Origin of the sequence: Sphaerisporangium perillae (assembly GCF_023276435.1) — a bacterium.
Classification (GTDB): Bacteria; Actinomycetota; Actinomycetes; order Streptosporangiales; family Streptosporangiaceae; genus Sphaerisporangium; species Sphaerisporangium perillae.
The window spans coordinates 124,301-149,173 of the sequence record NZ_JALLPO010000021.1 but is presented as its reverse complement, the minus strand read 5'-3'; the positions used below and the strand labels follow the sequence as shown (position 1 = coordinate 149,173).

At 67.8% G+C, this 24,873-nt stretch carries 22 protein-coding genes, 1 tRNA gene and 1 pseudogene; 15 read left to right on the top strand and 9 right to left on the bottom strand.

Annotated elements, in window-relative coordinates; translation table 11 throughout:
• The first annotated feature begins 9 nt into the window (after positions 1–9).
• Positions 10–1,263 carry an HEXXH motif domain-containing protein gene (locus MYF83_RS21735; RefSeq protein ID WP_248962419.1) on the top strand — a complete coding sequence of 418 codons (1,254 nt, stop codon included), beginning with the start codon at positions 10–12 and terminating at the stop codon, positions 1,261–1,263.
• Here MYF83_RS21735 and fxsT (MYF83_RS21730) read toward each other — a convergent pair.
• The gene (fxsT, locus tag MYF83_RS21730; RefSeq protein WP_248962418.1) at positions 1,260–3,410 is read right to left on the bottom strand and encodes an FxSxx-COOH system tetratricopeptide repeat protein; all 2,151 of its coding nucleotides are present in this window, start codon (positions 3,408–3,410) and stop codon (positions 1,260–1,262) included. The genes MYF83_RS21735 and fxsT (MYF83_RS21730) overlap by 4 nt on opposite strands.
• Here fxsT (MYF83_RS21730) and MYF83_RS21725 point away from each other — a divergent pair.
• Positions 3,396–3,830, top strand: a complete 435-nt coding sequence (locus tag MYF83_RS21725) for an aKG-HExxH-type peptide beta-hydroxylase (protein ID WP_248962417.1) — start codon at positions 3,396–3,398, stop codon at positions 3,828–3,830. The two genes, fxsT (MYF83_RS21730) and MYF83_RS21725, sit on opposite strands and share 15 nt — an antisense overlap.
• Here the strand turns inward: MYF83_RS21725 and fxsT (MYF83_RS21720) are convergent, their stop codons facing one another.
• A complete protein-coding gene (gene fxsT / locus MYF83_RS21720; RefSeq protein WP_248962416.1) occupies positions 3,831–6,368 on the bottom strand; it encodes an FxSxx-COOH system tetratricopeptide repeat protein in 2,538 nt (845 codons plus the stop codon).
• Positions 6,369–6,525: 157 nt separating this feature from the next.
• On the opposite strand from fxsT (MYF83_RS21720), the gene fxsA reads away from it, so the two are divergent.
• Both fxsA and MYF83_RS21710 read left to right on the top strand, forming a co-directional pair.
• Positions 6,526–6,699 carry an FxSxx-COOH cyclophane-containing RiPP peptide gene (fxsA, locus tag MYF83_RS21715; protein WP_248962415.1) on the top strand — a complete coding sequence of 58 codons (174 nt, stop codon included), beginning with the start codon at positions 6,526–6,528 and terminating at the stop codon, positions 6,697–6,699.
• Between the two features lie 103 nt (positions 6,700–6,802).
• A complete protein-coding gene (locus tag MYF83_RS21710; protein WP_248962414.1) occupies positions 6,803–8,749 on the top strand; it encodes a tetratricopeptide repeat protein in 1,947 nt (648 codons plus the stop codon).
• Here the strand turns inward: MYF83_RS21710 and MYF83_RS21705 are convergent.
• Positions 8,661–9,491: a hypothetical protein gene (locus MYF83_RS21705; protein ID WP_248962413.1), complete on the bottom strand. Its 831-nt coding sequence runs from the start codon at positions 9,489–9,491 to the stop codon at positions 8,661–8,663. The genes MYF83_RS21710 and MYF83_RS21705 overlap by 89 nt on opposite strands.
• A gap of 244 nt (positions 9,492–9,735) precedes the next feature.
• On the opposite strand from MYF83_RS21705, the pseudogene MYF83_RS21700 reads away from it, so the two are divergent.
• Positions 9,736–9,858: pseudogene (locus MYF83_RS21700) on the top strand (PadR family transcriptional regulator); the annotation flags it as partial.
• A 67-nt stretch (positions 9,859–9,925) separates the two neighbouring features.
• Positions 9,926–11,029, top strand: a complete 1,104-nt coding sequence (locus tag MYF83_RS21695) for an acyltransferase family protein (RefSeq protein ID WP_279339847.1) — start codon at positions 9,926–9,928, stop codon at positions 11,027–11,029.
• Here the strand turns inward: MYF83_RS21695 and MYF83_RS21690 are convergent.
• Positions 11,008–11,679, bottom strand: a complete 672-nt coding sequence (locus MYF83_RS21690; protein WP_248962411.1) for a polysaccharide deacetylase family protein — start codon at positions 11,677–11,679, stop codon at positions 11,008–11,010. The genes MYF83_RS21695 and MYF83_RS21690 overlap by 22 nt on opposite strands.
• Positions 11,680–11,803: 124 nt before the next feature.
• Here MYF83_RS21690 and MYF83_RS21685 point away from each other — a divergent pair, with 124 nt between their 5' ends.
• A complete protein-coding gene (locus MYF83_RS21685) occupies positions 11,804–12,160 on the top strand; it encodes a VOC family protein (RefSeq protein ID WP_248962410.1) in 357 nt (118 codons plus the stop codon).
• 119 nt (positions 12,161–12,279) lie between these two features.
• Here the strand turns inward: MYF83_RS21685 and MYF83_RS21680 are convergent, their stop codons facing one another.
• Positions 12,280–13,125 carry a class I SAM-dependent methyltransferase gene (locus MYF83_RS21680; protein WP_248962409.1) on the bottom strand — a complete coding sequence of 282 codons (846 nt, stop codon included), beginning with the start codon at positions 13,123–13,125 and terminating at the stop codon, positions 12,280–12,282.
• A 65-nt stretch (positions 13,126–13,190) separates the two neighbouring features.
• Between MYF83_RS21680 and MYF83_RS21675 the strand changes: the two genes are divergently transcribed.
• From MYF83_RS21675 to MYF83_RS21660, 4 genes are all read left to right on the top strand, one after another.
• Positions 13,191–13,751: a helix-turn-helix domain-containing protein gene (locus MYF83_RS21675; protein ID WP_308201485.1), complete on the top strand. Its 561-nt coding sequence runs from the start codon at positions 13,191–13,193 to the stop codon at positions 13,749–13,751.
• A 908-nt stretch (positions 13,752–14,659) separates the two neighbouring features.
• The gene (locus MYF83_RS21670) at positions 14,660–15,109 is read left to right on the top strand and encodes a peroxiredoxin (RefSeq protein WP_279339846.1); all 450 of its coding nucleotides are present in this window, start codon (positions 14,660–14,662) and stop codon (positions 15,107–15,109) included.
• Between the two features lie 591 nt (positions 15,110–15,700).
• Positions 15,701–17,491 carry a 5'-nucleotidase C-terminal domain-containing protein gene (locus MYF83_RS21665; protein WP_248962407.1) on the top strand — a complete coding sequence of 597 codons (1,791 nt, stop codon included), beginning with the start codon at positions 15,701–15,703 and terminating at the stop codon, positions 17,489–17,491.
• Between the two features lie 318 nt (positions 17,492–17,809).
• Entirely contained in the window at positions 17,810–18,253 is a 444-nt protein-coding gene (locus MYF83_RS21660; RefSeq protein WP_248962406.1) for a type II toxin-antitoxin system PemK/MazF family toxin, read from the top strand.
• Positions 18,254–18,601: 348 nt separating this feature from the next.
• On the opposite strand, the gene MYF83_RS21655 is transcribed toward MYF83_RS21660, so the two are convergent.
• Positions 18,602–19,411, bottom strand: a complete 810-nt coding sequence (locus tag MYF83_RS21655) for a dioxygenase family protein (protein ID WP_248962405.1) — start codon at positions 19,409–19,411, stop codon at positions 18,602–18,604.
• Positions 19,412–19,579: 168 nt separating this feature from the next.
• Between MYF83_RS21655 and MYF83_RS44380 the strand changes: the two genes are divergently transcribed.
• Positions 19,580–20,038, top strand: coding sequence for a hypothetical protein (locus tag MYF83_RS44380; protein ID WP_372500211.1), 459 nt, complete (start codon positions 19,580–19,582; stop codon positions 20,036–20,038).
• A gap of 436 nt (positions 20,039–20,474) precedes the next feature.
• Here the strand turns inward: MYF83_RS44380 and MYF83_RS21645 are convergent, their stop codons facing one another.
• Positions 20,475–20,933 carry an ABC transporter ATP-binding protein gene (locus MYF83_RS21645; protein WP_308201484.1) on the bottom strand — a complete coding sequence of 153 codons (459 nt, stop codon included), beginning with the start codon at positions 20,931–20,933 and terminating at the stop codon, positions 20,475–20,477.
• A gap of 133 nt (positions 20,934–21,066) precedes the next feature.
• Here MYF83_RS21645 and MYF83_RS43850 point away from each other — a divergent pair, with 133 nt between their 5' ends.
• Together MYF83_RS43850 and MYF83_RS21635 are read left to right on the top strand one after the other, a co-directional pair.
• On the top strand, positions 21,067–22,239 hold the full coding sequence (locus MYF83_RS43850) for a sensor histidine kinase (RefSeq protein ID WP_248962404.1): 1,173 nt from the start codon (positions 21,067–21,069) through the stop codon (positions 22,237–22,239).
• Complete coding sequence (locus MYF83_RS21635) at positions 22,236–22,898, top strand: response regulator (RefSeq protein ID WP_248962403.1); 663 nt, start codon at positions 22,236–22,238, stop codon at positions 22,896–22,898. The genes MYF83_RS43850 and MYF83_RS21635 overlap by 4 nt, the downstream gene beginning before the upstream one ends.
• Positions 22,899–23,079: 181 nt before the next feature.
• On the opposite strand, the gene MYF83_RS21630 is transcribed toward MYF83_RS21635, so the two are convergent.
• Together MYF83_RS21630 and MYF83_RS21625 are read right to left on the bottom strand one after the other, a co-directional pair.
• Positions 23,080–23,153 (bottom strand) — tRNA-Pro (locus tag MYF83_RS21630).
• A gap of 90 nt (positions 23,154–23,243) precedes the next feature.
• A complete protein-coding gene (locus tag MYF83_RS21625; RefSeq protein WP_248962402.1) occupies positions 23,244–24,146 on the bottom strand; it encodes a metallophosphoesterase in 903 nt (300 codons plus the stop codon).
• A gap of 134 nt (positions 24,147–24,280) precedes the next feature.
• Here MYF83_RS21625 and MYF83_RS21620 point away from each other — a divergent pair, with 134 nt between their 5' ends.
• On the top strand, positions 24,281–24,736 hold the full coding sequence (locus tag MYF83_RS21620) for a GatB/YqeY domain-containing protein (protein ID WP_248962401.1): 456 nt from the start codon (positions 24,281–24,283) through the stop codon (positions 24,734–24,736).
• The last annotated feature ends 137 nt before the right edge of the window (positions 24,737–24,873 follow it).

Sequence of the window (24,873 nt, the reverse complement as noted above, 5' to 3'; positions counted from 1 at the left end):
GGAGCGCCAATGACGCCGGGACCTCACCGGTTACCTGCCGAGGTCCTGTCCGGCCTCGCCGCCGGAGGCGGCGGTGAGCCGGCCGTACGGCATCTCGTGGCGGCGCAGGACAGCAAGCACAGACTGCTCATCCTGGGCGTCGTCGAATGGGCGCGGAGCGAGGGCCACCCCGCGGCGGGACTCGCCGAACGGGCCTTCGATCTGCTGGCCGGCATCGAGAAGCAGGCGCCGGAGGCCGTCCGGCGGGTGATCCGGCATCCGGCGGTCGGGGCCTGGGCCAAGCAGACCCTGCATGGCTTGGAGAAGGGCTCCGGCGGCGGTGACCCGGCCCTGCTGGGCGCGGTGTCGGTGGCCGCCGCCGTCAGGGCGGGGATCGCGTGCCGGGCGGAGGTCCCCTCGGCCGAGGGGCGGGTCATGCTGCCCACTCTCGGCCGGGTCACGGTCCCCGTGGACGACTCCCTGGCCGATCTGCGCGTCCGCGAAGACGGCAAGCTGGAGGTCGCGGGCTCTTCCGCCGTCCTTGCGCCGATACATCGGCTGACCAGTGACGACAGGACCATCGACTTCCTGCTGGACGACCTTGACCCCTACCGGTGGGATCCCGGCAAGGTGATCGACGGCCGGCTGCCCGAGGCCGAACGCGACCGGTGGCGGCAGTGCCTCGGCGAGGCCTGGCGCATCCTGACCGAGCACCACTGGACGATCGCGATGGAATGCCGTTCCGCCATCACCGTGCTCACACCGATCAAGGGCCCCGCCCACGGGATGGACAGCGCCTCCTCGCGGGACCGGTTCGGGGCGATCGCGCTGTCGTCCCCGCCGGACGCGCGCTGGCTGGCCTCGACGTTCGCGCACGAGATCCAGCACGCCAAGCTCGGAGCGCTCCTGGACGTGCTGGACCTGACCCTGCCGGACGGCCGGCGCTACTACGCACCCTGGCGGCCCGACCCCCGGCCGCTGTCCGGCCTGCTGCAAGGCGCGTACGCCTATCTGGGCGTCGCCGGCTTCTGGCGGCGGCAGCGCGCCTTCGAACCGGACCTGCGCCCGCACATCGAGTTCGCGCGCTGGCGCGCCGCGGCGCACGCCGTGACCGGCACCCTGCTCGGCAGCGGGCGGCTCACCGCCGACGGTCACCGGTTCGTGAGCGCCATGCGCGAGACGATGACATCGTGGCTGGCGGAACCGGTGCCCCCGGAGGCGCTGGCGGCGGCCCGTTCCGAGGCCGCCGCCCACCGGGAGCAGTGGGAGCTGCGCAACGGTTAGATCGGCGGCGGGTCGAAGTCCCAGTCGATCCGCCCGCCCTTCTCCGCCTGGACCCGGTCCGGGTGATCGGCCTGCAGCGTCCGCTCGTAGCGGGCGAAGGTGTCCTTGTGCAGCGCGTCGGCCTCCTCCTCGGCTCCGTCCGCCCGGCGGTCGAAGACGAGGTTGACGGCGCTCGCCAGCGTCAGGAAGTGGTCCTCTCCGAAGAACCCCCGCAACCGCAGGAGGGTCCGCTCGCCCAGATCCCGCGCCATCCTGGTCTCCGCGGACGCGGCCAGATCGCTCGCCAAGTTGATGGCGCAGGTGAAGGTGTACTCGTGGTCCTCGCCCAGCCGCGCGACCAGGCCGCTCAGTGCCCTCTCGTCGAGCTCCCTCGCCCGTACGGCGTCGCCGCGGTGCCGGTAGAGGAGGGCGAGGTTGGTCCGGCACCCGTGGCTGAAGGGATGGTCCGGTCCGTAGATCCGCTCGTAGCGCGGCACGGTGTCCCTGGTGAGTGCGAAGGCCTCGTCGAAGTCGCCCGCCCGCCGCAGCGTGTTCGCCAGGCCCACCGCGGCCGCCATCGTCAGGGGGTTGTTCCGGCCGAACAGCTTCTCCGCCCTCTCCAGCACCTCGCGTGCCAGTTCCAGGGCGCCGTCCAGGTCGCCGGACCGCCGCCTGGCGATCGACAGGTCCTGCGCGGTGGAAAGCGTCACCGGATGTTCCAGCGTCAGCTCGCGCCTGCCGTACGCGTAGGCCTCTTCTCCCATGTCGCTGGCGGTGTAGTAGTCCCCCGACAGCCGGACCACCCGGGCGAAGCTGGTCCACGAGGCGAGGACGTCCCACTTCCCGACGCCGGCGACGGCGGAGCTCTGTTCCAGGTACGCGAGCTCGTGCAACTCTCGTCCGGCCTTGTAGTCACTGAGCAGCACATGGTCCAGGGCCAGGTTATTGATCACTCGCAGCGTGGCCGGGTTGGTCGTGCCCAACTCCCGCTCATGCGCCGCCCGGGAGAGCGCATCCTGTTCGCGGGCACCCTGGAAGTCACCCGCGGCGCGCAGGTTGGCTCCGTATTGGTTGCTCATGCGCAGCGTCTCTTCGTGGGCGTCTCCGAAGGCCTGACGCATCCACTCCAGCGTCTCCTCGTTGAGCAGCCGTGACGCCTCGTACTCGCCGAGCAGCCACAGGATGTTGCCGAGGATCCTGCGCAGGACCAGGACGTCCGGATGGCGCGGTCCCGACATCTCGCTCCACAGCTTGAGGAAGTCCTCCGCGAAGGACTTCGCGAGCTGGTAGTTCCCGATGCGGTACAGATAGCGGACGATGTTGGTGGCGAACTCGCGCGGGCCCGGTTCCATGCATTCGGCCAGGCCGGACGGCCCGACATGCGGGACCAGGTCGGCGAAGTTGCGCCACTTGTCGGTGTCCTCAGGGTCGGCGGGGGCGCCTCCCGCCAGCAGCAGGTGGACCTCGTGCCTGATCTCCCCGCGCTGGTGCTCGTCAAGGCTGTCACGGATCAGCGCCTGGACCAGCCGGTGTACCTGGATGGTCCCGGCGTCCGGGTCCACCCGTACCAGGGCGAAGCGTCCCAGTTCGCCGAGCGCCTGGGTCAGCAGGAGCGGAGCCGACAGGATCGGTCCCATGCGCTTCACGCCGGCCGTCTTGTTCCCTCGCCGGAACAGGTCGTGCGGGATCGGCTCGGGACTGAAGAAGGCGCAGCATCGCAGAACCTCGGCCGCTTCGGGAACGCGCTCTTCGATCTGCTGTAGCGACAGCTGCCACGCCGCCGTCATCGACAGCGGGTACTCGGTCGCCTTCCCGAGTTTCAGCAACTCGCGCGTCTGGGCGCGGAGCAGCTCGATGTACTCGTCGATGGAGATGCCGGTCTGCAACTGGAGGGCGGCCGCCTGCTCCAGGGCCAGGGGGAGGTCGCCCAGCTCCGCCGCCAGCCGATCGGCGTCGGACGGGTCGATTGTGCGCCTGAGACGCTTGGCCAGGAAGGCCAGGCTCTCGTCCCGGGTGAAGACGTCGACGGGCAGGGTCTCCGCGACCCCGCTCCACCGGGCGTTCCGGGAAGTGATCAGAACGTGGCCGGGGCCGCCGTGCGGGATGAAGTCCTTGATGTCCTGTCCACGCCACCCGACCCGGTCACGATGGCGGTGACCCTCGCACATGAGACCCAGCACGCCAAGCTGTCCGCCCTGCTCGACCTCGTGCCGTTGACCAAGCCCGATGACGGCTCGCGTTTCTACGCGCCCTGGCGCGACGACCCGCGGCCGGTGCCCGGCCTGCTGCAGGGCGCGTACGCCTACCTGGGCGTGACGGACTTCTGGCGGCGGCAACGGCATGTGGAGACGGGCGCCGCCGCGGTTCACGCCGCCGCGGAGTTCTCTCGCTGGTGCGCCTCCGCGCTGTCGGTCACCCGTACGCTGCTCGACAGCGGGCGGCTCACCCGTCCCGGCGAGCTCTTCGCCTCGGCGATGGCACGGCGGCTCGAGCGGTGGCAGGACGAAGAGGTGTCCGCCCAGGCCCGCGCGCTCGCGCGGGAGCGGGCGGAGCGTCATCTCGCCGACTGGCGCGAACGGAACGCGTGATCACAGGGCCGGGGGGTCGAAGTCGAAGTCGAGCCGTTCGCCTTCGGCCGCCACGAGCACGTCCGGGTGGTCGCCGCCGAGCACCCGCTGGTAACGCTGGAAGGTCTCAGCGGCCAGCGCGTCGGCCTGCTCGTCCTCTCCCGCGGTCCGCAGGTCGATGACGTAGTTCGCGGCGCCGGCCAGGGTGAGCGGATGATCCTCGCCCAGCAGGACGCGCAGGCGCTCCAGCGTGCTCAGCCCCAGCCGGCGAGCCGAGCCGACGTCTCCTATGGTCGCGAGGTCGCTGGCGAGGTTGATGGCGCACGTCAGGGAGTAATGGTGCTCCCGGCCGAGCTTCGAGTCGAACCCGTCGAGCACGCTCCGGTCCAGCGCCAGCGCTTCGGCCGTCTGCCCGTTGATGCGGAGCAACAGCGCCAGGTTCATGTCACACCCGTACTTGAACGGATGGTCGTCCCCGTACGTCAGCGGGTAACGCTCCGCCGCGTCGCGAAGCAGGGTCAGGGCCTCCTCGACCTGCCCCTGGGTCCGCAGGCCGTTGGCCAGGCAGAGGGCGGCCGCGAGGGTGTCTGGATGGTTACGGCCGAAGAGGCGCTCCTCCCGCTCGAACGTCTGCTGGGCGATCTCCAGGGCTTCGTCGATCAGCCCGGCGCGGCGTTTGGCGATGGACAGGTCCTTCGCCGTCCTGAGCGTCCACGGATGGTCCACGCCGAGCTCGTTGACGCCGAACTCGTAGGCGTCCTCACCGACGTCGCAGGCCTCGGAATACTCCCCGCTTAGCCTCAGCACCCGGGCCAGGCTGTTCAAGGACGTGAGCAGCTCGGTACTGCTGATGTCGGAGCTGCTTCTTCGCTGCCGGAACGTCTCACTCGTCAATTGCCTCGCGCGGGGATAGTCGGCGAGCAGCAGGCAGTCGACGGAGAGGTTGTTCTTGACCCGCAAGGTGCGTCGGTGGTCGGCCCCGAAGACCCTTTCGTGCTGCTGGAGCAGGTCTTCGTCATGGCTGAGCGCGATGTTGAACTCCCCGCGCGCGCGAAGGTCGGCGCCATGGATGTTCGCCAACGCGAGGGTCTCCTCATGGTCGGGCCCCAGAAGCTCCCTCATGCGCGCCAGATTCCACCGGTTGAGCTCATACGACTCCCGGTAGGAGCCGAGAGCCCAGAGAACGACACCCAAGTGGCGCCGCATCGACATGACGTTCACGTCGTCGTCCCCGCTGTCGGCCCGCCACCGTGCCACACACCTTTCGGCCAGGACGCGCGCCACGTGCACGTCGCCGGAGGTGTAGAGATAACGCGTGACGTTGAGCGCGAAGCGGCGGATCCTCGGTTCCTGGCAGACCTCCACCCGAGCCGGCGTCACGTGGGCCAGCAGTTCTCCGTAACGCGGCCAGGTGGCGGTGTCGTCGGGCAGGTCGGGCGCGAACGCGGCGAGGAGCAGATGCACCTCATGACGGAACGCCCGTCGCTCCTCCTCGCCCAACTCGGCACGCACCAGAGCCTGGACCAGACGGTGGAGGACGATCGTGCGGGTGTCCGACTCGATGCGGACCAGCGCGTACCGGCCCAGCACTCTGATGGCCCTGCTCAGCAGGATCGGATCGCTCAGGATCGCCCGAAGCCGGGATTGCCCGGCGAGGTCCGGGGGCAGCTCTCCGAACACGTCTCGCGGGATGGGCTCCGGTCCGAAGAACGCGCAGCATTTCAGCAGTTCGACGGCCTCGGGCAGCTTCGCCGCCAGCTGTGCGACCGACAGCGACCAGGCGGCGGTCATCGAAAGGGGATAGTCCGCCGGTTTGCTTTCGTCGAGCAGCCGGGCGGCCTGGTTGGCGAGCAGGTCGAGGTAGGAGTTCACCGACATTCCGGTCTCGGCCTGGAGCGCCCCCGCTTGCTCGAGGGCCAACGGCAGGTCGCCGAGTTCCTCGGCGAGCCGGTTCGCGTCGGCCTCCGTGATCGTGCCGGACGCGCGTTTGCGCAGGAACTGGATGCTCTCATCCCGGCTGAAGACGTCGACGGGCACCGTGTCCACCACGCCCTGCCAGGCATAGTTGCGCGAGGTGATCAGCACATGCCCCGGCCCGCGAGGCACCATCTCGTTGATGTCCCCAGGCTCGTCCGCGTTGTCGAAGATGAGCAGCCAGCGTGAATAGGGCTCACCTCGGCGCAAGGCGTCCAGAACGGCCTCGGAGGCGTCGACGACGCTCGTCGTCATCGACGAGGGCAGCCCCAGATGGGGCGCGAGACCGGCCAGAGCCGACCTGATCAGCATGAGCTGATCCGCGGGTATCCACCAGATCACGTCGTACTCGTGTCGGAAACGCCATGCGTATTCGATTGCGACATGCGTCTTTCCGACACCGCCGAAACCGTGCAGCGCGTGCGGGACGACGGCGGTGACATCGGAGGTGACGGCCCGATGTAGCTTGTCGAGCAGATCCTCACGTCCGGTGAAGTTCTTGTTCCTCTGCGGGATCCTTCCCCATACCCGGGGTTGAGCTCCTAGTCCTGGGGGTTGTGGAATCGACACGCGCAACGCCTCCATCTGCCGGCCTGGATTTACCCTAAACCCCCATACAAGGACAAAGACTCATGAAAGACCAGCTCTTGGCAGCTCCGGCACCTCTACCGAACTGCGACTCTTCGATGCTAGAACTGGCTGCAACTCGTGGGAAGATAGAGATGACCGTATGGGAGCTAATGTGGCCGAGCCATTGTCCGAACCGGATGCCGACTTCGCAACCGACGTGATTGATGTGACGGGGTTGTCCCTGGTCGACCTCGACGGCGTCCAAGGTTCCGCCCTGGACCAGGCACTTCGCCGGCTTATAGAAGTCGGCAGCGGTCCGGTCGCCGGATTCAACGCCTCAATATAGATCTTGACATCTAGCCGCCTTTATGTGAAATAGGAAGTCATAGGAGGCATTCCTACCGGATCCGGGGCGGCGCGGTGGATGAGGCGGACTTGGACGGTGCCCGATGACTCCTCCCGCCACGCCCTACGTCGGGTTGCGCGCCTATCGCCGAACCGAGCACGGGCTGTTCTTCGGGCGCGACCGTGAGGCGCGCGACCTCGCCATCATCTGGCAGGCGACCGGCCTGACCGTGCTGTACGGCGCCTCGGGAAGCGGCAAGACGTCCCTGCTGCACGCCGGTGTCGTGCCCAGGATCGACTCCGCGCGGGCCGACCTGCTCCCACTGGCCCGGGCCCGCCCCCGTGGTGGCCCGCAGGGCAACCCGTACGTGCTGGGACTGCTGTCGGACCTCGCTCCAGGGCAGCCGGTGGAGGCGCTCGCCGGCCTGACCATTTCCGGATTTCTGGGCAGGCGGCCAGAGCTCAAGGACCGGTATGGAGACCCCATGCCGATTCTCGTCGCGATCGACCAGGCAGAGGAGTTCTTCAACGTCCCGGCACAGCACGAGGACGAGCGCGACGCGTTCCTGAGCCAGTTGGCCGAGGCCGTGGTGGAGCACAACGGGCTCCACCTGTTGCTGGCCCTGCGTGAGGAGCACCTGGCGAGCGTCCTGCCCCACGAGCGGCTGCTGGGCCGCGGGTCGCGTGCGCGGTTCCAGCTGCTGCCGCTGACCCGCGCCGCGGCGCTCGACGCGGTGGTGCGCCCGCTCGAAGGAACCCACCGATCCTTCGCACCCGGGGCCGCGGAGCTTCTCGTCGACAACCTGCGAACGGTCACCTTCTCCAACGATGAAGGGCAGACGTCCCGGATCGAGGGGAAGACGGTGGAACCCGTGCAGATCCAGGTGGTCTGCTCCGCACTGTGGGAGTCGCTGGAGCCCGGCCTGCGGGAGATCAGCGTCGAACACGTCCGTCTGCGCGTGGACGTGGACCGGTTCCTGATCGGGTTCTGCCGCCGGATGCTGGAACGGGTCGCCGCCGACCACGGCAGGACGCCGGGGGAGATCCAGTACTGGTTGCGCAAGGCGTTCATCACGGAACACGGCACCCGCAACAGCGTCTACGAGGGGTTGCACGAGACGGCGGGAATGCCCAACGAGGTGGCCGCTGCCCTGGAGGACCGCCACATACTGCGTGGCGAGCATCGCCTCGGGATCCGCTGGTACGAGCTCCAGCACGATCGGCTGATCAGCGCCATCCTCACCGCCGCGCCGCCCACGACCTATCTGGACGACGCCCGCGCGGCCCTGGAGCGAGCGGACTACGAGGCCGCGCGCCGGCTCGCGGACGAGGCGGTGCGGGCGTCCACCCTGGGCGATGTGCGGGTGGAGGCGCAGGCGCATCTCATCCACGGTGAAGTCGCGGCGGCGGGCGGCGACTTCGCCATCGCCAGGAAGCATTTCGAGGAGGCCGCCGAGTCCTTCGCCGGCCTGCAGCAGTTCGCCTCCGTCGCTGAGGCGCTCACGGCCGACGGCCGGGTGTGGATCGCGCAGGGCGAGTACACCCGGGCCATAGACCGGCTCAAGGCGGCGCTGAACTGGGTGCCCAACCATCCGGGCGCGCAACTCGCCCTCGGTCAGGCCCTGTGGTGGTCCGGGCAGCCACGTGCCTCGCTCGCCTTGCTCAACGGTGCGGTGGCCCTCGCCCGCGACTCGGCGCCGGAGGCACTGGCCCTGCGCGGCCAGGTTCTCGCCGACCTCGGTCAGTCGGCGGACGCGCTGCGTGATCTCGACCGCGTGCGGCACCACCAGCAGCCGGACACGCTCGCGGCGCGGGCGCTGGCCCTCGCGGACACCGGCCGGCTGGACGCCGCCGAGCAGGAGGTCCTGGACGCACTCGCGGTCGGGCCCGGTAGCGGCCCGGTCCTGTTGCGCTCCGCCCGCGTGTACGCGTTCCTCGGCCGGACCGACAAGGCGGCCGGGCTCACCGCACGTGCCCTCGAGGCGGCTGATCCAGCTCTTCCACCACATCTGCGGACGCTCGCCCAGGAATTGCTCCAGGGCTCGGCATGACCGCCGCCGCCTCCCACAGATGGTCGAACTGCTCGACCCAGTGGGTGTACCAGCGCTCGTTCCGCGCGTGGGTCAGCTCCAGATGCATGCGTGAGAACGTGGACTGGTTGCGAAAGCCGTGGATTTCGAGGATCACCCGTCCATGTGTGGTCTCCGGATCAATGATCACGAGACTGAAGCCTGGGTTGTAGGGGAACACGCGGTAGTCGAAGGAGCCGGAGACCCGCCATTCGCGCATCGCCTCGAGCCGCTCGACCGTGGCGCTCAAGGCGGCGGGCAGGCTCTGCACCTGGAAACGGACCGACTCGTCGAGCTGGCGAGAGGCGATCTGAACCGCCTCATGCTCACGTGGATCCAAGATGATCACTCGTACGGAGCCGCCCTTACGGCTCAGCACGCTGGTGCGGAGGATTTCACATGTATGAGCGGACAGTAGATTCACCGCAGAGGGCGCGAATACCCGTACATCCCGCGCGTTCGCGAAGGCGACCGAGATCGGAACGGAGTCGAAGGCGGAACGGTCGTGCAGAAATTCGGCGCCCTGGTCACGCTCCTCCGGCAGCGTGAGACGGTACACGAGCAGCCCGACCCCGGACAGCAGCGCGGCCCATTTGAGGCTCATCGGAACGATGTCGTCGATCACCGAGACCACGGCGAAGGATCCCACGACGAGCGTGACGACGTACGCCTCGATGTGCCTGCGTGCTTTCATGTCCGCAAGTACCTTGCGCAGCAGGTTCATGATGGTCACCTCCCCCAAGGGATATCCCAATTCTCCGACGTAGATAACCACCGCATACGCCCGACTTGGAACCCTCCTATTTCGGCCGGCCGCACACCGCAATACCGCCGGCACATTTCAGGCACCCGCAGGGCGGGCGCCCTGCTGTTTCGGGGTGCGGTGCACCGCCCGAAATCGACCTGTAATGGATGCGGAGGTGCCGGCGACCTCGGCGATGGTCACGAGATGCCCGATGGCAGTGTGCTTCGCGGTCCTCAACCGGCTGGAGGAGGCCGGGCTGGTGAGCGCCGAGTTCCGGGTGACCGAGCGCGGGCCCGGCCGCCGCTACTACCGGCTCACCGACCAGGGCAGGCAGATGCTCGCCGAGCACTCACCGCGCCGCCGCGGCCCCCGAGGCGCGGCAGTTAACGATCTATGCCGATATATTCCTACGCATGCTGGCTTCAGCCCCCCGCATTTCCGATTTGCCGGTCGTACCTCCTGCCCGGCGACGGCTGCGTGTTCTCGACCTGCTCCGATTCTGCGCGGCGTTTGCGGTGGTGCTCTTCCACTACGGGGACACCCGGGCGTGGGGAAGCCCGAACGCCTTCCCCGCCCTCAGCGGGGTCACCATGTTCGGCGTGTACGGCGTCCGCCTGTTCTTCATGATCAGCGGGTTCGTGATCCTGATGAGCGCGTGGGGGCGGAGCCCCGGCGAGTTCGCCTCGTCGCGGATCGCCCGGCTCTACCCGGCGTACTGGGCCAGCGTGATCGCTCTCGGAGCGCTGGCGGTCATGGGTCTCACCACCGACCACCGGCCCACGCTGAGCGAACTGCTCGCCAACCTCACCATGCTGCAGCACGGGTTCAGGATCCGTGACCTGGAGATCGTGTACTGGACGCTCTGGCAGGAGCTGGTCTTCTACGCGCTCATCGCGGTGTTCGCCGCGATCGGCATCACCTACCGTCGTTGCCTGGGCTTCCTCGGCGGCTGGCTCCTGCTCGTGGCCATCGCCGAGCGCGTGAACGCGGACCTGCTGCAGGCGGTGCTCGTCCCGTTCAGCGCGCCGTACTTCATCGCGGGGATGGCCCTGTATCTGATCTACCGCTTCGGCAAGTCGCTGTTCCCCTGGCTGTTCGTGGCCGCCGGCTGGGCGATCGCCCTCGTCCAGGTGCTGGGGGAGAACCCGCCCGCCATCCAGAGGTACGGTCAGGCGCTCGGATCAGCCCTCGTGGTCGGCGTGATCTCGCTCATCTTCCTGGTCATGATGCTGGTGGCGATCGGCGCGTTCGACCGGATCGACTGGCGCTGGCTCACGGTGCTGGGCGCGCTGACCTACCCGCTCTACCTGCTCCACCACCACATCGGGTTCCTGCTCATCGGCTGGTTGCACACGCCGCTGGGGAACATGCTCACGCTGCCGCTGGTCATCGTGATCGCGCTCGCTCTCGCGTACGCCGTGAACCGGCTGGTGGAGGTGCCCCTGCAACGCCGGTTGAAGGCCGCCCTCGACCGATCGCTCCGCGCCGACGACGGCTACTTGGAGCGTGCCGGGTAGATCTCGCCGCCCTCGAGCTCCCGGCCCTGCAGCAAGGTCGTCACCGTCACGAAGTGGTAGCCCTGCTTCTCCAGCGTCTTGAGCACGGCCGGCATCGCCTTGACGGTCTCCGGGACGATGTCGTGCAGGAGGATGACCCCGTTGCGCTTGGCCAGCTTGAGCGTCCGCTTGGTGATGACGGCGACGTCACGGGCCTGCCAGTCGAGAGTGGACCCGGTCCACAGGATCTGCGGCAGGGCGAGCTCGGCCATCAGCCGGGTGACCCGGGCGTCGGTGGCGCCGTTCGGCGGGCGCATCATCGCCGGCTTCTCGCCGATGACCCGCTCGATGGCGTCCGAGGTCGACGTCATCTCCTCCATGATCTCGTCGTCGGACAGCTTGGTCAGGTCGGGGTGGCTCCAGGTGTGGTTGCCGACCTCGTGGCCCTCCTGCACGATGCGCTGCGTCAGCTCGGCGCGGCTCACGACCTTCCTGCCGAGGAGGAAGAAGGTGGCCTTGGCCTTGTGCTTCTTCAGCGTGTCGAGCAGTTCGGGGGTGTAGGGCCATGGACCGTCGTCGAAGGTCAGGGCGATGCATTTGTAGCGAGCGCAGTACGGCTTGGGCGGATCGTCCGCCATCTTCCTCGTCTCGGCGGCCGCTGGGACGACCATGAGACCCACTACGCACACACTGGCAACCAGAAGCCTAACCTTCCACCACATGCCACGGAATCTTAGTGAAGCCCCACCGGTCTTAGCGATCTAACCGCTTAGACGACGACAGAAAGGCGGAAACATGCACATCAAGGGGATCACCTTCGTCGGAACGCGGACGGCGGACCAGCCGGCCATGGCGGGTTTCGTCCGAGATGTGCTCGGCCTGCAGCCCCTGCAGGTCAAAGGCGTCGACGCGGACTTCTTCGCCCTGCCCGACGGCACGACCTTCGCGGTCTCCGACACCGGCGGCGCGGAGCCACCAGAGCGGACAGTCGGCTTCCTCGTGGACGACGTCGAAGCCGCCGCACGAGAACTAAGGGACGCCGGCTACGGCACCGACGAGGTCGCGACCACGGACATTCATCGCTACGTACACTTCCGCGCCCCCGACGGCCGCCTCTACGAACTGGTGGAGGAACTGCACCCGCTGTCGTGATCACGACTGCAAGATCATCCGAGCTGATTTGGACCTTCCGATCATGCGATAACCCAACTTGGAGGGGCTTGTCGGTGCGCATGTGGCCGGCGATCGGCCAGCGCCAGGCGGCGCTGGTCTTACGGCCGCTTGGCCACCCAGAGCGTCCGCGTGGTGCGGACGGTGAGGTCGTCGCGCCGCAGGACGCCGTCGCTTCCGTCGCTGTCGATGAGGATGTCGAGCGTGGCCAGGTCGTCGGCGTTCATCAGGCCGTCGAGGCGGCCGCGCAGACCTCGCAGGGACACCTGGGCGTAGCGGCCGGTGGCGGCCGGGAGCGGGCGCCGCAGATCGATGACGAAGGGCCGCTTCGCCTCGAGGGTGAAGCCGGCCCGGGACAGATGCGCGCTCACGTCATAGGCCGGCCCCCCGTTGAGGGCGGCATGGATGCGGGCTTCGAGTCCGGGACGGCCCAGGCCGACCTCGTCGGGCAGAAACCGCGGGAAGAAGTCCATCTCGCTTATGGCCACGAGCCCGCCGGGACGCAGCACGTTGAAGACCTCGGCCAGGATGTGATCGGGGTCTGCCATGTGGTGCAGGGACAAGGCCGCCCACACCAGGTCGACGGTGTCGAGGGCCGGCCACGCCGCGTCCAGGTCCGCCTGAACGGCGTGGACCCTCTCGTCCACGCCGAGAGCACAGGCTTTGTTCCTGAGGTGGTGCAGCATCTGCGGGGAGATGTCCAGGACGGTCACGTTCGCCTCCCCGAAGCGCTCCAGCAGGGCGAATGTGCCGGTACCGGTTCCACTGCCCAGGTCGAGGATCCAGCGCGGGGGCTGATCGCCGGCCAGCTCTTCGAGCCACGCGGTCACGTCGGACAAGTACGTGTGCAGTACCTCGGCATCGAGGTCCAGGATCTCGGCCATGGCGTCATCGCCGGCCCCGGTTGCCGAATGGTGCTGGTGGTGATGGGAGTGCTGGTTCGTCATGCTTCGACCGTAATGCCGCCTTGCGTGTACGGCATACACTCTTGCGTATGAAGCAAGAAGGTGATTTGGACAGCATCGTTCGCCAGCGCATCAGGGGGCTGCGTGTGGCCCGGGGCTGGTCGCTCGATGACCTGGCTGAACGCTGCTACATGAGCCCCTCCACCCTGAGCCGTATCGAGACGGGCCACCGGCGGATCGGCCTCGACCAGCTGACCTCGCTCGCCCGGGCCCTCGGGACCTCGCTCGACCAGCTGGTGGAGTCCGCCGATGATGCGGACGTGGTCATCAGGCCGCACCGCGACGAGGTGCGGGGGACGACCGTCTGGCTGCTGAGCGGGGAGCCCGGGCCGCACGGCGTGACCGTGGCCAAGATGCGCATCACCGAGCCGGCACGCGGGAACGGAGCCGATGAGCTGGGGGTTCATCCCGGCAGGGACTGGTTCACCGTCCTGTCGGGAACCGTCGTGCTGCTGCTGGGAGAGCGGACCATCCTGGTCGAGGCAGGCCAGGCGGCGGAGTTCTCCACCATGATCCCCCACGCCCTGAAGGCCCACGACGGGCCGGCGGAAGTCCTGTGCATCCTCGACCACGACGGAGAGCGCACCCACCTCCACCCCTCGCCTTGACGCGGGCGTGCCGTCTCGCCTGTTCGCGAGGCGCTGTGCTCGCGGAGGAAGGGGTCGGGGGTCGCAGATGGTCAGGCCACAGGTGACCCGGGTCCCGGTGACAGCCCTCCTCTCGTCGGGCCGGGCATACAGGCGGGTCCGAATGGCTTCGTCATCACCAGTCAGGCCAGACGGGGAGCCGACCACTTCGTGCGATACGAGCTGTGGGATGGCAGTCCGGACCCGCTCGATCGGTGGCAGGAGATCTGGAGTGGCTCACTGCGAATCGATTCAGGAATGCTGGCCATCGTGCAACGGTTCCAAGAGGAGTGGGATGAGTACTCGTCGTTCGATCTCGGAGAGAAAGGATTGTCGTGGTCCGTTCGGGTGCATACCAGGATCATGAACAACACCGAAGAGCCCGAATTTCGTTCGATATCTATGAAGTCCAGCTTTACCGTGTTCAGCTGTGGCGTACGGCTTAGTTTGCGTTTCGGCCGGTGATGTTCACCGGTGCCTCGGTGGTGCATGAGAGCGGTCGGCTGCCCTGACCACCACCGGAAGACGGCACGCTTCCGAACTTCCGTGCTGTTTCAGCAAGGGCCGCGACGAGGAGCCAACTCCGCGCCTGTCCCGCCCCGGTCCCGGAAGCCCTGGCCCGCTGCCGCACCAGCACATGCCTGCGCATGGCCCTCATCGTCGATCACCCGATAAGGGTGCGCAACGGGACTGGACCAGCTTGGCTTCCGTGCGAGGGGGCAGCTCTTCCACGAAGAGATCGACGGAGGGCTGTCGCTCAGCCGACGACTCCTTCCAGAATGGAGGCCGGAATACCAACCTTCCGCCCCCGGTCGCTAAGCACCGGGCAGGTGAGACTTTTCGGTGGCGCAGGGAGATATGTGATGAGTGCAGGTCCAGCGGTCGGAGACATGGTGGAGGAGTTCGAGCTCCCCGACGAGACCGGTACGGTCCGGCGGCTCAGCGATCTCCTGGTCAAGGGGCCGGTGGTGCTGTTCTTTTACCCCGCGGCCATGACATCGGGTTGCACGGCGGAGACTTGCCATTTCCGCGACCTGGCAGCCGACTTCGCCGCAGTGGGCGCGAGCCCGGTCGGGATCAGCCGCGACGCCGTCGCCCGGCAGAAGCGGTTCGCTGAGACCTTTCAGCTGGGCTTCCCTCTGCTGTCGGACCCGGACGGCACCGTCGCACGCAAGCTCGGCGCCCGCCGCAACTTCGCGGTGGGACCGTTCCTCACGCGCCGGATGACCTTCGTCATCGACGTCGACCGTCGCCTCCTCGAAGTCATCCACAGCGAGACCGGCCTGAATGTGCACGCCGACCGGGCCCTGGAACTGTTGCGCTCGCGTAGCAAGACGTGACCCCGCGGGGATGATCGCAGGCCTTGCGGCCTCCGGTCTGCTCGGCGCCCTTCAGATGAGTGGCGGCACCGCCGCATCCCTCATCGTGAGCGCCAGCCCCAAGGACAGCCGAAGCATGAGCCTGTTCGTGATGGCGTGTGCGCTCACCGGCCTCGCGGCCTTCCTCGCCCTCCGCGGACGACCTGAGCACGCAGAGCCCCGGACCAAGACCGGTCGGGACGATTCCCTCCGTTGACCACCGAAGTGGACGCGCAGGCGGGTGCAGTACCGCCCCGAACTGCCGAGTGTGGACCCAACGCGGACCGTGGTCGTTGGCCAACGGGAACCGGCCGGTGTGCAGACCGCTGGGTGCCCCCTTACGGATATACGTCGTCGTCGCCGGGGATCCCGTTGTGGGCGCGCGGTCGCAAGATTGGGGAGTGCCAACGATTGGGTGCCGGAATGGGAGGGTCTCACCGGTACAAATCGGGCGTCGAGCCCCTATTGTGGCAGGCCGTAACCCCCGGTAAGAAAGGCGTTTTCATGGAGAATCCAGGGAGCCGGTCAGGCCCAGCCCCTCGGTGGTGTTCCTGCCGTGTTTCGGATGAGGCCATGGAGAGTCCAGGCGTTAGCCGTAGGCAGGTGCTCGGCGGGCTGACCGCCACGAGTGCGCTCGCTCTCGCGGGCTGGCCCCGCTCGGCTGAGGCGGCGACGACCGCCAACGGTGACCGGTCGGTGACCATCACGATCATGGGCACCTCCGACATCCACAGCAACGCAGTCAACTGGGATTACTACAAGGACGCCCAGTACAGCGACAGTGCCGGGAACGTGGTCGGCCTGGCGCGGGTGTCGAGCGTGGTGAAGCAGATCCGCGCCGACCGCGGGCGGGAGCGCACTCTGCTGTTCGACGCGGGAGACACCATTCAGGGCACCCCGCTGGCGTTCTACTACGCCACCGTGGAGCCGATCACGACGACCGGCCAGATCCACCCGATAGCGCTGCAGATGAACGCCATCGGCTACGACGCCGTGGCACTGGGCAACCACGAGTTCAACTACGGTCTCTCGATGCTGGACAAGTGGATCGGTCAGATGAACGCGGCCGTGCTGGGCGCCAACGCCGTGCACGCGGGCACCGACCGACCGGCGTACCGCCCGTACATCATCAAGAAGATGTACGTTCCGGGCTATCCGCCGATCAAGGTCGGTCTGCTGGGCCTGACCAACCCGGGCGTCGCCATCTGGGACAAGGGCAATGTCTCCGGCAAGCTGGAGTTCCTGGACCTGGTCGAGACCGCCAAGAGGTGGGTTCCGGCCATCCGTGCCCAAGGCGCCGATGTCGTAGTCGTCAGCGCGCACGCCGGTGACAACGGCATGTCGTCCTATACCGGCGACATCCCGGTGGAGAACGCCTCGGCCATGGTGGCCCAGCAGGTCCCCGGGATCGACGCCATCCTCTTCGGCCACTCGCACGTCGACGTCCCCCAGCGGTTCGTCACTAACGAGATCACCGGCCAGACCGTGGTGATGAGCGAGCCGAAGTGCTGGGGCCAGAGACTGTCGGTCTTCGACCTCACGCTGACCCTGGACCGCGGCCGGTGGAAGGTCACCGCCAAGTCCGCCACGACGGTGAACACCAACACGGTGCAAGACGACCCGGAGCTCGTCGCGCTGGTCAAGAAGCAGCACGACACGGTGGTCGCGTACGTCAACCAGGACGTGGCCACCTCCACCGAGGTGATGTCCGCGGCGGAGTCCTGCTGGAAGGACACCGCGATCCTCGACTACATCCACCTGGTGCAGACCGCGAGGGTCAAGGAGGCCATCGCCGGCACCGCCTACGCGTCCCTGCCGGTGCTGTCGATCGCCGCGCCGTTCAGCCGCGCCGCCACCTTCCCGGCCGGTCAGGTCACGATCAAGGACATCGCCGGGCTCTACATCTACGACAACACGCTACTGGGCAGCATCCTGACCGGCTCCCAGATCAAGGCGTACCTGGAGTACACCGCACAGTACTTCAAGCAGATCGCCGCGGACGCCCCGGTCAATCCGCAATCGTGGACCAACGCCAACAACCGTCCCGACTACAACTACGACCAGCTCTCCGGCGTCACCTACGACATCGACATCGCGCAGGCCGTGGGCTCACGGATCCTCAACCTCGCCTACAACGGCACGGCGGTCACCGACGACCAGCAGTTCGTGGTCGCGGTCAACAACTACCGCCAGTCCGGCGGCGGCGGCTTCCCGGGCATCGCCACCGCCCCGGTCGTCTACAACGCCCAGGTCGCGATCCGGGAGGCGATCGTCGCGTACGCCTCCGCAGCCAAGACCATCGACCCCTCCAGCTTCCACGTGGAGAACTGGAAGCTGGTCCGCAACGGTGTAGCGGTCTTCTGAACCGGGCGGCATCCCAGAGCGGCCTCTGGAATCCCAGGGGCCGCCGGCTGACCGAGTCGGCGCGTGCGCAGGCGATCGCCCTCGGCTACCGCCTTTCCAGGGAGCCGAACAGCTTTTCGTACCAGGCCGGCGCCGCCGGGTAGCCGTTAGCGTGTGGTGATGACAGGCCAGGGTCGGGACTGTGCGGGGGCGTTGCTGTATGCGTAGCTCACCAGCAAGACCCGCGTAGGCATCGCCGGCCTCGGCCGGCCCTGACGGAGCGGGGGCGCTGGAGCCGGAGGCCGAAACATTGGCGAGGCGTGGCGTTAGGCTGCAAGCATGCGTGATCTCGGCGAGGATCCGCGCCCCGTTCGCGGCGTGGTACGGCAGGTGTACGACATCGAGGGGGCGGCGGCCCTGGAATACTCCCCGGACTTGGACGGCCTGGCCGATCCCGGCGAGATCGTATGGGCCTGGGTGCCGTACGAGGAGGACGCCACTCGCGGCAAGGACAGGCCCCTGCTGCTCGTCGGCCGCCATGGGCGCCGGCTGTTGGGCATGCTGCTGTCCAGCCGCGACCCCGGCCAGGATTACCAGGATGACTGGCTGGAGCTCGGCTCCGGCACCTGGGATCGCGAGGGCCGGGTCTCCTACCTGCGGCTGGACCGGGTTTTCGAACTCGACGAGGACGACATCCGCCGTGAGGGCTCCCTCCTTGACCGGGCCAGGTTCGCCCGTGTAGCCGCGGTCCTGCACCGACGCTACGGCTGGCCGTTCGCATAGGACTCGAGACCGAGCGCACATGTCCCTGACGTGACTTGCCCTCGGGAACCCTCAGAGAAGTGTGGCGGCTCCAGGATTAGACGCCGGTGCTATGAGGCGGAAGCGTTGCGTCTAGCCGGCGGCAGATTCAGGGCAGAACACCGACGTGAGGGCGTTGCCGAGGCGTTGGCAACGCCCTCTTCGTCCCGAACTACCGGCAGACCCCTCGTTACCACCTTGGCTGCGTGTCCAGCGGACACCGTAGGACCTCAGCCTGGTATCCGGGCTGGGTGTAAGAGGTGACCCGGCGGCGGATGTACCGCCGACGGTTCGTCATGCGGAGATACTGGCTCAAAGGCCCGGGAGTGGTCAGGCCGCTGGAGGTCCTGGCGGTTGGCCGCCCCCGAACGAATCATCGTCACCGGTCTCAGTGTCGGACAGGTCCAACCCGATGGCGAAATCGGCCGTGTAGCCCGACCGTGCCTTCCTGGGAGCGAGCAACATCTGGTCACCTCCGCCCGCATAAAATCTATCGGTCGCGTTGGTGGTGTCTGGTGTGCCCTTGCTCGCATACGGGTCGAGGGCCAGGTATTCGGCCGTGAACTGCTCGGTAAAGTACAACTGCGAAGTGAACTCGTACGGGTTGCCGTCGGTCCCGGTGGTGCGGATCTTGATGTGAATGTGGATGGTCCTGCCCGAGTACCAGCCAGGCAGGATGGTCACGAATCTGACCTTTCCAGCTCGATCAGTTGTTTGGTAGCCGCGGAGGAACTTCTTGCCGACGGTGCCTGCCGCTGCCACATCGGAGTAGACGCCGAAGGCGTCGCAGGTCCAGATGTCGACGATCGCATCCTTGAGTGGCGTGCATCCTCCGGAGTTGATCTGGAGCACGCCCAGATTCAGTACGAACACGGCGCCTTTGACCACTGAGCCGTCGGATGGGTCAGTGCGGATGTCGGAGCGGTTGAGCTTTTCGTCGACGAAGTACGGGCCCTCGGTCTGCTCCGGTTTCGCGATGCAGTTGACCGTGGGGCCGCCGCTGGAAGACGACGAGGTGGTCGTGGCCGCCATAGCCACACCCGAGCCGGCCACCGTCAGAGCCGCCCCGGCGACACCGAGCAGGGCCAATGCCTGCCGCCTGCCCAGCACACGGCCCACAGGTTCGTCATCGTCGTGCATGAGTCTCCTCACTGAGAATATTTTCCCGGACACTCGCAGTGAGTGACATTAGGGATTAATGATGAGAATCGGGTGAGAATCCCGTGAGAGCTTCCTATGACCAAGCAATGTCAAGAGTGTCACCGGTTCACGACAAGCCCCTGCGCGGCTCGAAGCAGCAAGAACTGGGTGAGTTCCCGGCGCCTGAAGTACTCCATCGGGTTCAACCGCACCGACGACATCTGCGCCGCGATCCTCGCCCTGCCCGAGGAGGTGTGCCAGGTCGCCTACGACGCCGACCGGCAACCCCGCGACGGCGCCTGGATCGCCGAACTCACCGGCATGCTCGATCTGTCGTCCTGGCCCAAGGGCATGCGGGTCATCGTCGGCAAGGAGCGCCCTCACCCCGGCGCGCAGCTGCGCTTCACCGATATCGAGCTGCGCCAAAGACACCGGGCTGCGGAACCTGCCACTGGGTCATCGGGATCTCAGCGCGGAAGACGTGGACAAGTGGCTAGCAGACAAGGCGAAAACCCTGAGCGCTCGCACCCTTCAGGGGCTTCACTCGTGCCTGAATCGGGCGATCAAGCGGGCGATGGCGCGCGACAAGGTCAAGCGGAATGTGGTGGCGCTCTGCCCGGTCCCTAAGGGGAAGGTGGGTCGCCCGTCGAAGGCTCTTACTTTGGCTCAGGCGGAAGCTGTACTGGAGGCAGCCGAGGGTTCGCGGATGTACGCCTAAATCGTCCTGTCCTTGCTCACCGGAGCGCGGACGGAAGAACTCAGGGCGCTGATGTGGGATCACTGGATACGAAAGGCGACCCGAACGCTAATCCGCCCATACCGCCCCACGTGGCTGTTTGGCGCTCGGTGCGGGCCGGCGGCGACACTAAGACCCGCAAGTTCCGCAGGACCCTTGCCTTGTTGTCCAAGCGCTGTTTGGACGCACTGCAGCGGCAGAGGGAGCAGCAGGAAAGGGAGAGGGAGATCGCGGGGGAGAACTGGCAGGAGAACGGGCTGGTGTTCGCGTCCAAAGTGGGGACGCCGCTCGATCCATCGCACGTCCGGCGTGACTTCCGCAACGCGATCAAGGGCGCGGACGGCATGAATCCGGGGGAGTGGACGCCCAGGGAACTCCGGCACGCTGGCGCATGCCGAGAGAGAACCCGCGGACGCGGCGCCGCGCCACCCCGGCCAGCCCCACCTCCTGCAAGACCTCCTCCACCCGGCGGCGGGGCAGGCCGTTGCTGCGGGCCAACGCGGACAGATGCGCGGCGGCGGTGCGCCCACCATGGACGTCGCCTGCATCGAGCAGCGCGCCGACGTGCCGCAGCCCGGCACTCCGGTTCCGGAACGGGTGCCCGTCGATGGTGGCGGTTCCGCCGGTGGGCTTGCTCAGGCCGAGGATCATGCGCAACGTGGTGCTCTTGCCGGCGCCGTTCGGCCCAAGGAACCCGGTGACGTGCCCGGGCCGCACCGTGAACGTCAGGCCGTTCACGGCCAGGACGTCACCGTAGCGCTTGGTCAGTTGATTGACTTCGATCACCCGGCAAACGTTGCCGCAGGCCAGGCCGGCGCGGCATCTGGCCGCGGGCCGCATTCGGCAGCGCAAGGGTGGCCTACGGGCATACGCCCACAGGCCGATGCCCGGCAAGGAAACGGCTGGCTACGATCGACGCGTGCACGACAACCCGCCCCGACCGCCACTGCTGCAACGGATGCCGCCGGGCGCGTGGACCGTGCTCACATGGTGCGCGGTGGCCGGGGTCGCGCTGATGCTGTACGCCACGATGACGCACGACACGGCGCCGCTCATCGCGGGACTGACCATCGCAATGGCTTTGCCCCTCGCGTGGGCGCGGCGCCGGCCGTCGCCGGTTCTCGCGGTGATGCTGGCCGAACTGGTCGCGGCCACGGCACTGCAGCAGCCGGCCGTACGGATCTGGCCTCTACTCCTGGCGGCGGACAGCATGGTCTGCTTCATCACGGCCACGCGTTCACGCCGCGCCGGCATCACGGCGGCAGCCGTCACACTGGCCGTCCAGGAGGCGGTCTGGCAGCTGGTCCAGTGGAGCAGAGACGGTCAGGACCGCGTCTTCGCACCGGCTTTCCTTACCCTGACGACCCTCATCGCCCTGACCGTCCTGGTCGCCTGGATGGTCGGGGCATCGATCCGCCAGCGACGCGAGTACGGCGAAGCCCTGCGCGCGCAAGCCGCCGTCCAGGCGGTCACGGCCGAGCGGCTGCGCATCGCCCGCGAACTGCATGACATGGTCGCCCACAGCATCGGCATCATCGCGATCCAGGCCGGCGCGGGCAGCCGAATGATCGACACCCAACCGGCGCAGGCGCGCGACGCGCTGAGCGCCATCGAGACCACCAGCCGCGAGACGCTGAAGGGGCTACGGCGCATGCTCGGCGTGCTCCGCCAGCCCGAATCGGAGCCGGTGGAATCGGCCCCGTTCGCCGGGCTAGCGGACATCGATCGGCTGGCCGCGACGACGACGGCCGCAGGTGTCCACGTGGACGTGCGCCAGCGGGGCGAACGGCGCCCTCTCCCCACCGGCATCGATCAGTCCGCTTTCCGCATCATCCAGGAGTCGGTGACCAACGTGGTGCGCCACGCCCGCACCCGCAACTGCCGGGTGTCGATCGACTATCGAAGTGAGGAACTGGACATCGAGGTCGTCGACGACGGGAACGGCGATGCCGCCCCCGATGGGAGCGGGTACGGCATCGCCGGCATGAGAGAGCGTGTCGCCTTGCTCAACGGCCACTTCAGCGCGGGGTCGCGCCCCGAAGGCGGTTTCCGGGTCTCCGCCCGGCTTCCGGTCCCGGCGCAGGCGCCATGACGATCCGCGTCGTACTCGCCGACGACCAGCCGCTGGTACGCGCCGGGCTGCGCATGGTCATCGCCGGAACGGCGGACGTGGACGTTGCCGGGGAAGCCGGAACCGGAGTCCAGGCCGTACAGCTGGCCAGGGAACTGAGCCCCGACGTGGTGCTGATGGACATCCGTATGCCCGGCATGGACGGCATCGAGGCCACCCAGATGATCGCCTCAGATTGCCCGGCGGCCCGCGTGGTCATCCTCACCACCTTCGACGATGACGACAACGTCTACGCCGCCCTGCGTGCCGGGGCGAGCGGGTTCCTGGTCAAGGACATGGCGCTGGAGGACATTCTGGCTGCCATCCACGTGGTCGCCGCCGGAGACGCCCTGGTCGCGCCCAGCGTCACCCGCCGCCTCATCGAGGAGTTCGCCGCCCGGCCGGCGCCCGCCCCCGCCCCCCAGCCACGCGAACTCGGCGACATCACCGGGCGGGAACGGGAAGTACTGACCCTCGTCGGGCGCGGTCTGTCCAACGCCGAGATCGCGACCCAGCTGCACATCAGCCCGGGCACCGCCAAGGCGCACGTGGCGAGCCTGCTCAGTAAGCTCGGCGCCCGCGACCGAGTTCAGCTGGTCATCATCGCCTACGATGCGGGCCTGGTGTCACCGTCCCACTGACAGACCGGCCCCTCGATCAGAGCCGCCAAGCCCTCCACCCGAGTCCGTGCAATGAGCCCAAAGCAGCTCCCATTGATGGGTGTGTGCATGATCGAAGAGCCGTGTCACCAGTTAGTCACTCAGGAGACGTAGAAGGCCGGTTCCGAAGATCGGAACCGGCCTCTCAGCTGGTACTTCTGGGTCGGGGTGGCGGGATTTGAACCCACGGCCTCTTCGTCCCGAACGAAGCGCGCTGCCAAGCTGCGCTACACCCCGGTGCACAGGCGCTTTGCTTGTGCTCGCACGAGTCTAGCGGACTTTGGTGGTGCTCGCGTCATCCCCTGGGCGGGACGGGGGAGAGGAAGATCACGTGGTGCTGGGGCGGCGGGGGACGAGGGTCAGCAGGGTGGCCTCCGGGGGGCAGGAGAAGCGGACCGGGGCGTAGGGGGAGGTGCCGAGGCCGGCGGAGACGTGCAGCCAGGCGGACTCGTGGCGGTGCAGCCCCTTCACCCGGGCGCGGTCGATGCCGCAGTTGGTCACCAGAGCGCCGTAGAACGGGATGCACAGCTGGCCGCCGTGCGTGTGGCCGGCCAGCAGCAGTTGGTAGCCGTCGGCGGCGAACCGGGACATGTTCCGGGGCTCGGGCGAGTGCATGACACCCAGCCGGAGGTCGGCGTCGGCCGGGGCGGGGCCGGCGATCTCGTCGTACCGGTCGCGGTTGATGTGGGAGTCGTGGATGCCGCCCACGAAGACGTCGAGGTCGCCCACCTTGACCCGCGCGGTGGTGTTGTTCACGTCGAGCCAGCCCGCGGCGGTCATGCCGGCGCCGAGTTCCGTCCAGGGGAGGTTCGGCATGGTCTGCTGAGGCCCCTTGGAAGGGCTCCAGAGGTAGCGAGCCGGGTTCTTGGGCCTCGGGGCGTACAGATCGTTGGATCCGTAGACGAACAGCCCGGGACGGGACAGCAGGGGCTCGACCGCGCGCAGATACGCGGGCACCGCGTCCGGGTGGGCGAGGGTGTCGCCGGTGTTGACCACGAGGTCGGGGTTGAGCGCGTCCAGGGACCGGACCCAGTTGATCAGGCGGGTGCGCCCGGGCGTGAGGTGCAGGTCGGAGATCTGCAGGACGCGCACCGGCCGCTGCCCGGGCTCCAGCACCGGCACGTCGAAGCGGCGGAGCCGGAACCAGTTGCGCTCGATCACCGAGGCGTAGCCGAGCCCGGCAACGCCAAGGCCGAGCAAGGACAGGGGTATCGCGGCAGCTTTCCTCACGAGTCAATGATGCCCGAGGGTGCGATGTGCTGCCTCCCAACACGGGATTCGGCGCGAGTGCGCTGGACGCGACCGCGAGTCCCACCGGGGGAATTGCGGTGATCGAGGTGCGGGGACACGGCAAGATGGTGGTCATGAGTGCTCTGAAGGACAAGCTGAAGGCCGACCTCACGACGTCGATGAAGGCGCGTGACGAGGTGCGTACCCGGACGTTGCGCATGGCTCTCGCCGCCGTCAGCACCGAGGAGGTCGCGGGCAAGACGGCGCGCGAGCTCTCCGACGAGGAGATCGTGAAGGTGCTGACCAAGGAGGCCAAGAAGCGCCGGGAGGCGTCGGAGGCGTTCGCCGGCGCGGGCCGCGCCGAGCAGGCGCAGGCGGAGCAGGACGAGCAGGCGGTGCTGGAGGAGTACCTTCCCGCGCAGTTGAGCGACGAGGAGCTCGACCGGCTCGTCCAGGAGGCCATCGCCGAGAGCGGCGCCGAGGGTCCGAGGGCGATGGGCCAGGTCATGAAGGTCCTCAACCCCAAGGTCGCGGGACGCGCCGAGGGCGGCAGGGTCGCCCAGGCCGTCCGAGCCCGCCTGGCGGGCTGACCGGCTTGCGGGGCTGACCGGCTGACCGGCTTGCGGGGCTGAACGGTCGGTGGTGTGACCAGAGTCGGCCATTGCCTGTTTCGCGTTGGGTGGCCGCCTTGGGCGGTGAGATGGAAAGGGAAATGCCCTTCACGGCG

Bases quoted from the DNA above. Each gene is read 5' to 3' on its own strand.
- fxsT (WP_248962416.1), bottom strand. From the start codon at position 6,368: ATGGAGGCGTTGCGCGTGTCGATTCCACAACCCCCAGGACTAGGAGCT.
- MYF83_RS21685 (WP_248962410.1), top strand. From the start codon at position 11,804: ATGCACATCAAGGGGATCACCTTCGTCGGAACGCGGACGGCGGACCAG.
- MYF83_RS21695 (WP_279339847.1), top strand. From the start codon at position 9,926: ATGCTGGCTTCAGCCCCCCGCATTTCCGATTTGCCGGTCGTACCTCCT.
- MYF83_RS21710 (WP_248962414.1), top strand. From the start codon at position 6,803: ATGACTCCTCCCGCCACGCCCTACGTCGGGTTGCGCGCCTATCGCCGA.
- MYF83_RS21655 (WP_248962405.1), bottom strand. From the start codon at position 19,411: ATGCACGACGATGACGAACCTGTGGGCCGTGTGCTGGGCAGGCGGCAG.
- MYF83_RS21620 (WP_248962401.1), top strand. From the start codon at position 24,281: ATGAGTGCTCTGAAGGACAAGCTGAAGGCCGACCTCACGACGTCGATG.
- MYF83_RS21705 (WP_248962413.1), bottom strand. From the start codon at position 9,491: ATGAACCTGCTGCGCAAGGTACTTGCGGACATGAAAGCACGCAGGCAC.
- MYF83_RS21670 (WP_279339846.1), top strand. From the start codon at position 14,660: ATGGTGGAGGAGTTCGAGCTCCCCGACGAGACCGGTACGGTCCGGCGG.
- MYF83_RS21690 (WP_248962411.1), bottom strand. From the start codon at position 11,679: ATGGTCGTCCCAGCGGCCGCCGAGACGAGGAAGATGGCGGACGATCCG.
- MYF83_RS21665 (WP_248962407.1), top strand. From the start codon at position 15,701: ATGGAGAGTCCAGGCGTTAGCCGTAGGCAGGTGCTCGGCGGGCTGACC.
- MYF83_RS21680 (WP_248962409.1), bottom strand. From the start codon at position 13,125: ATGACGAACCAGCACTCCCATCACCACCAGCACCATTCGGCAACCGGG.
- fxsT (WP_248962418.1), bottom strand. From the start codon at position 3,410: ATGTGCGAGGGTCACCGCCATCGTGACCGGGTCGGGTGGCGTGGACAG.
- MYF83_RS21635 (WP_248962403.1), top strand. From the start codon at position 22,236: ATGACGATCCGCGTCGTACTCGCCGACGACCAGCCGCTGGTACGCGCC.
- MYF83_RS21660 (WP_248962406.1), top strand. From the start codon at position 17,810: ATGCGTGATCTCGGCGAGGATCCGCGCCCCGTTCGCGGCGTGGTACGG.
- MYF83_RS21735 (WP_248962419.1), top strand. From the start codon at position 10: ATGACGCCGGGACCTCACCGGTTACCTGCCGAGGTCCTGTCCGGCCTC.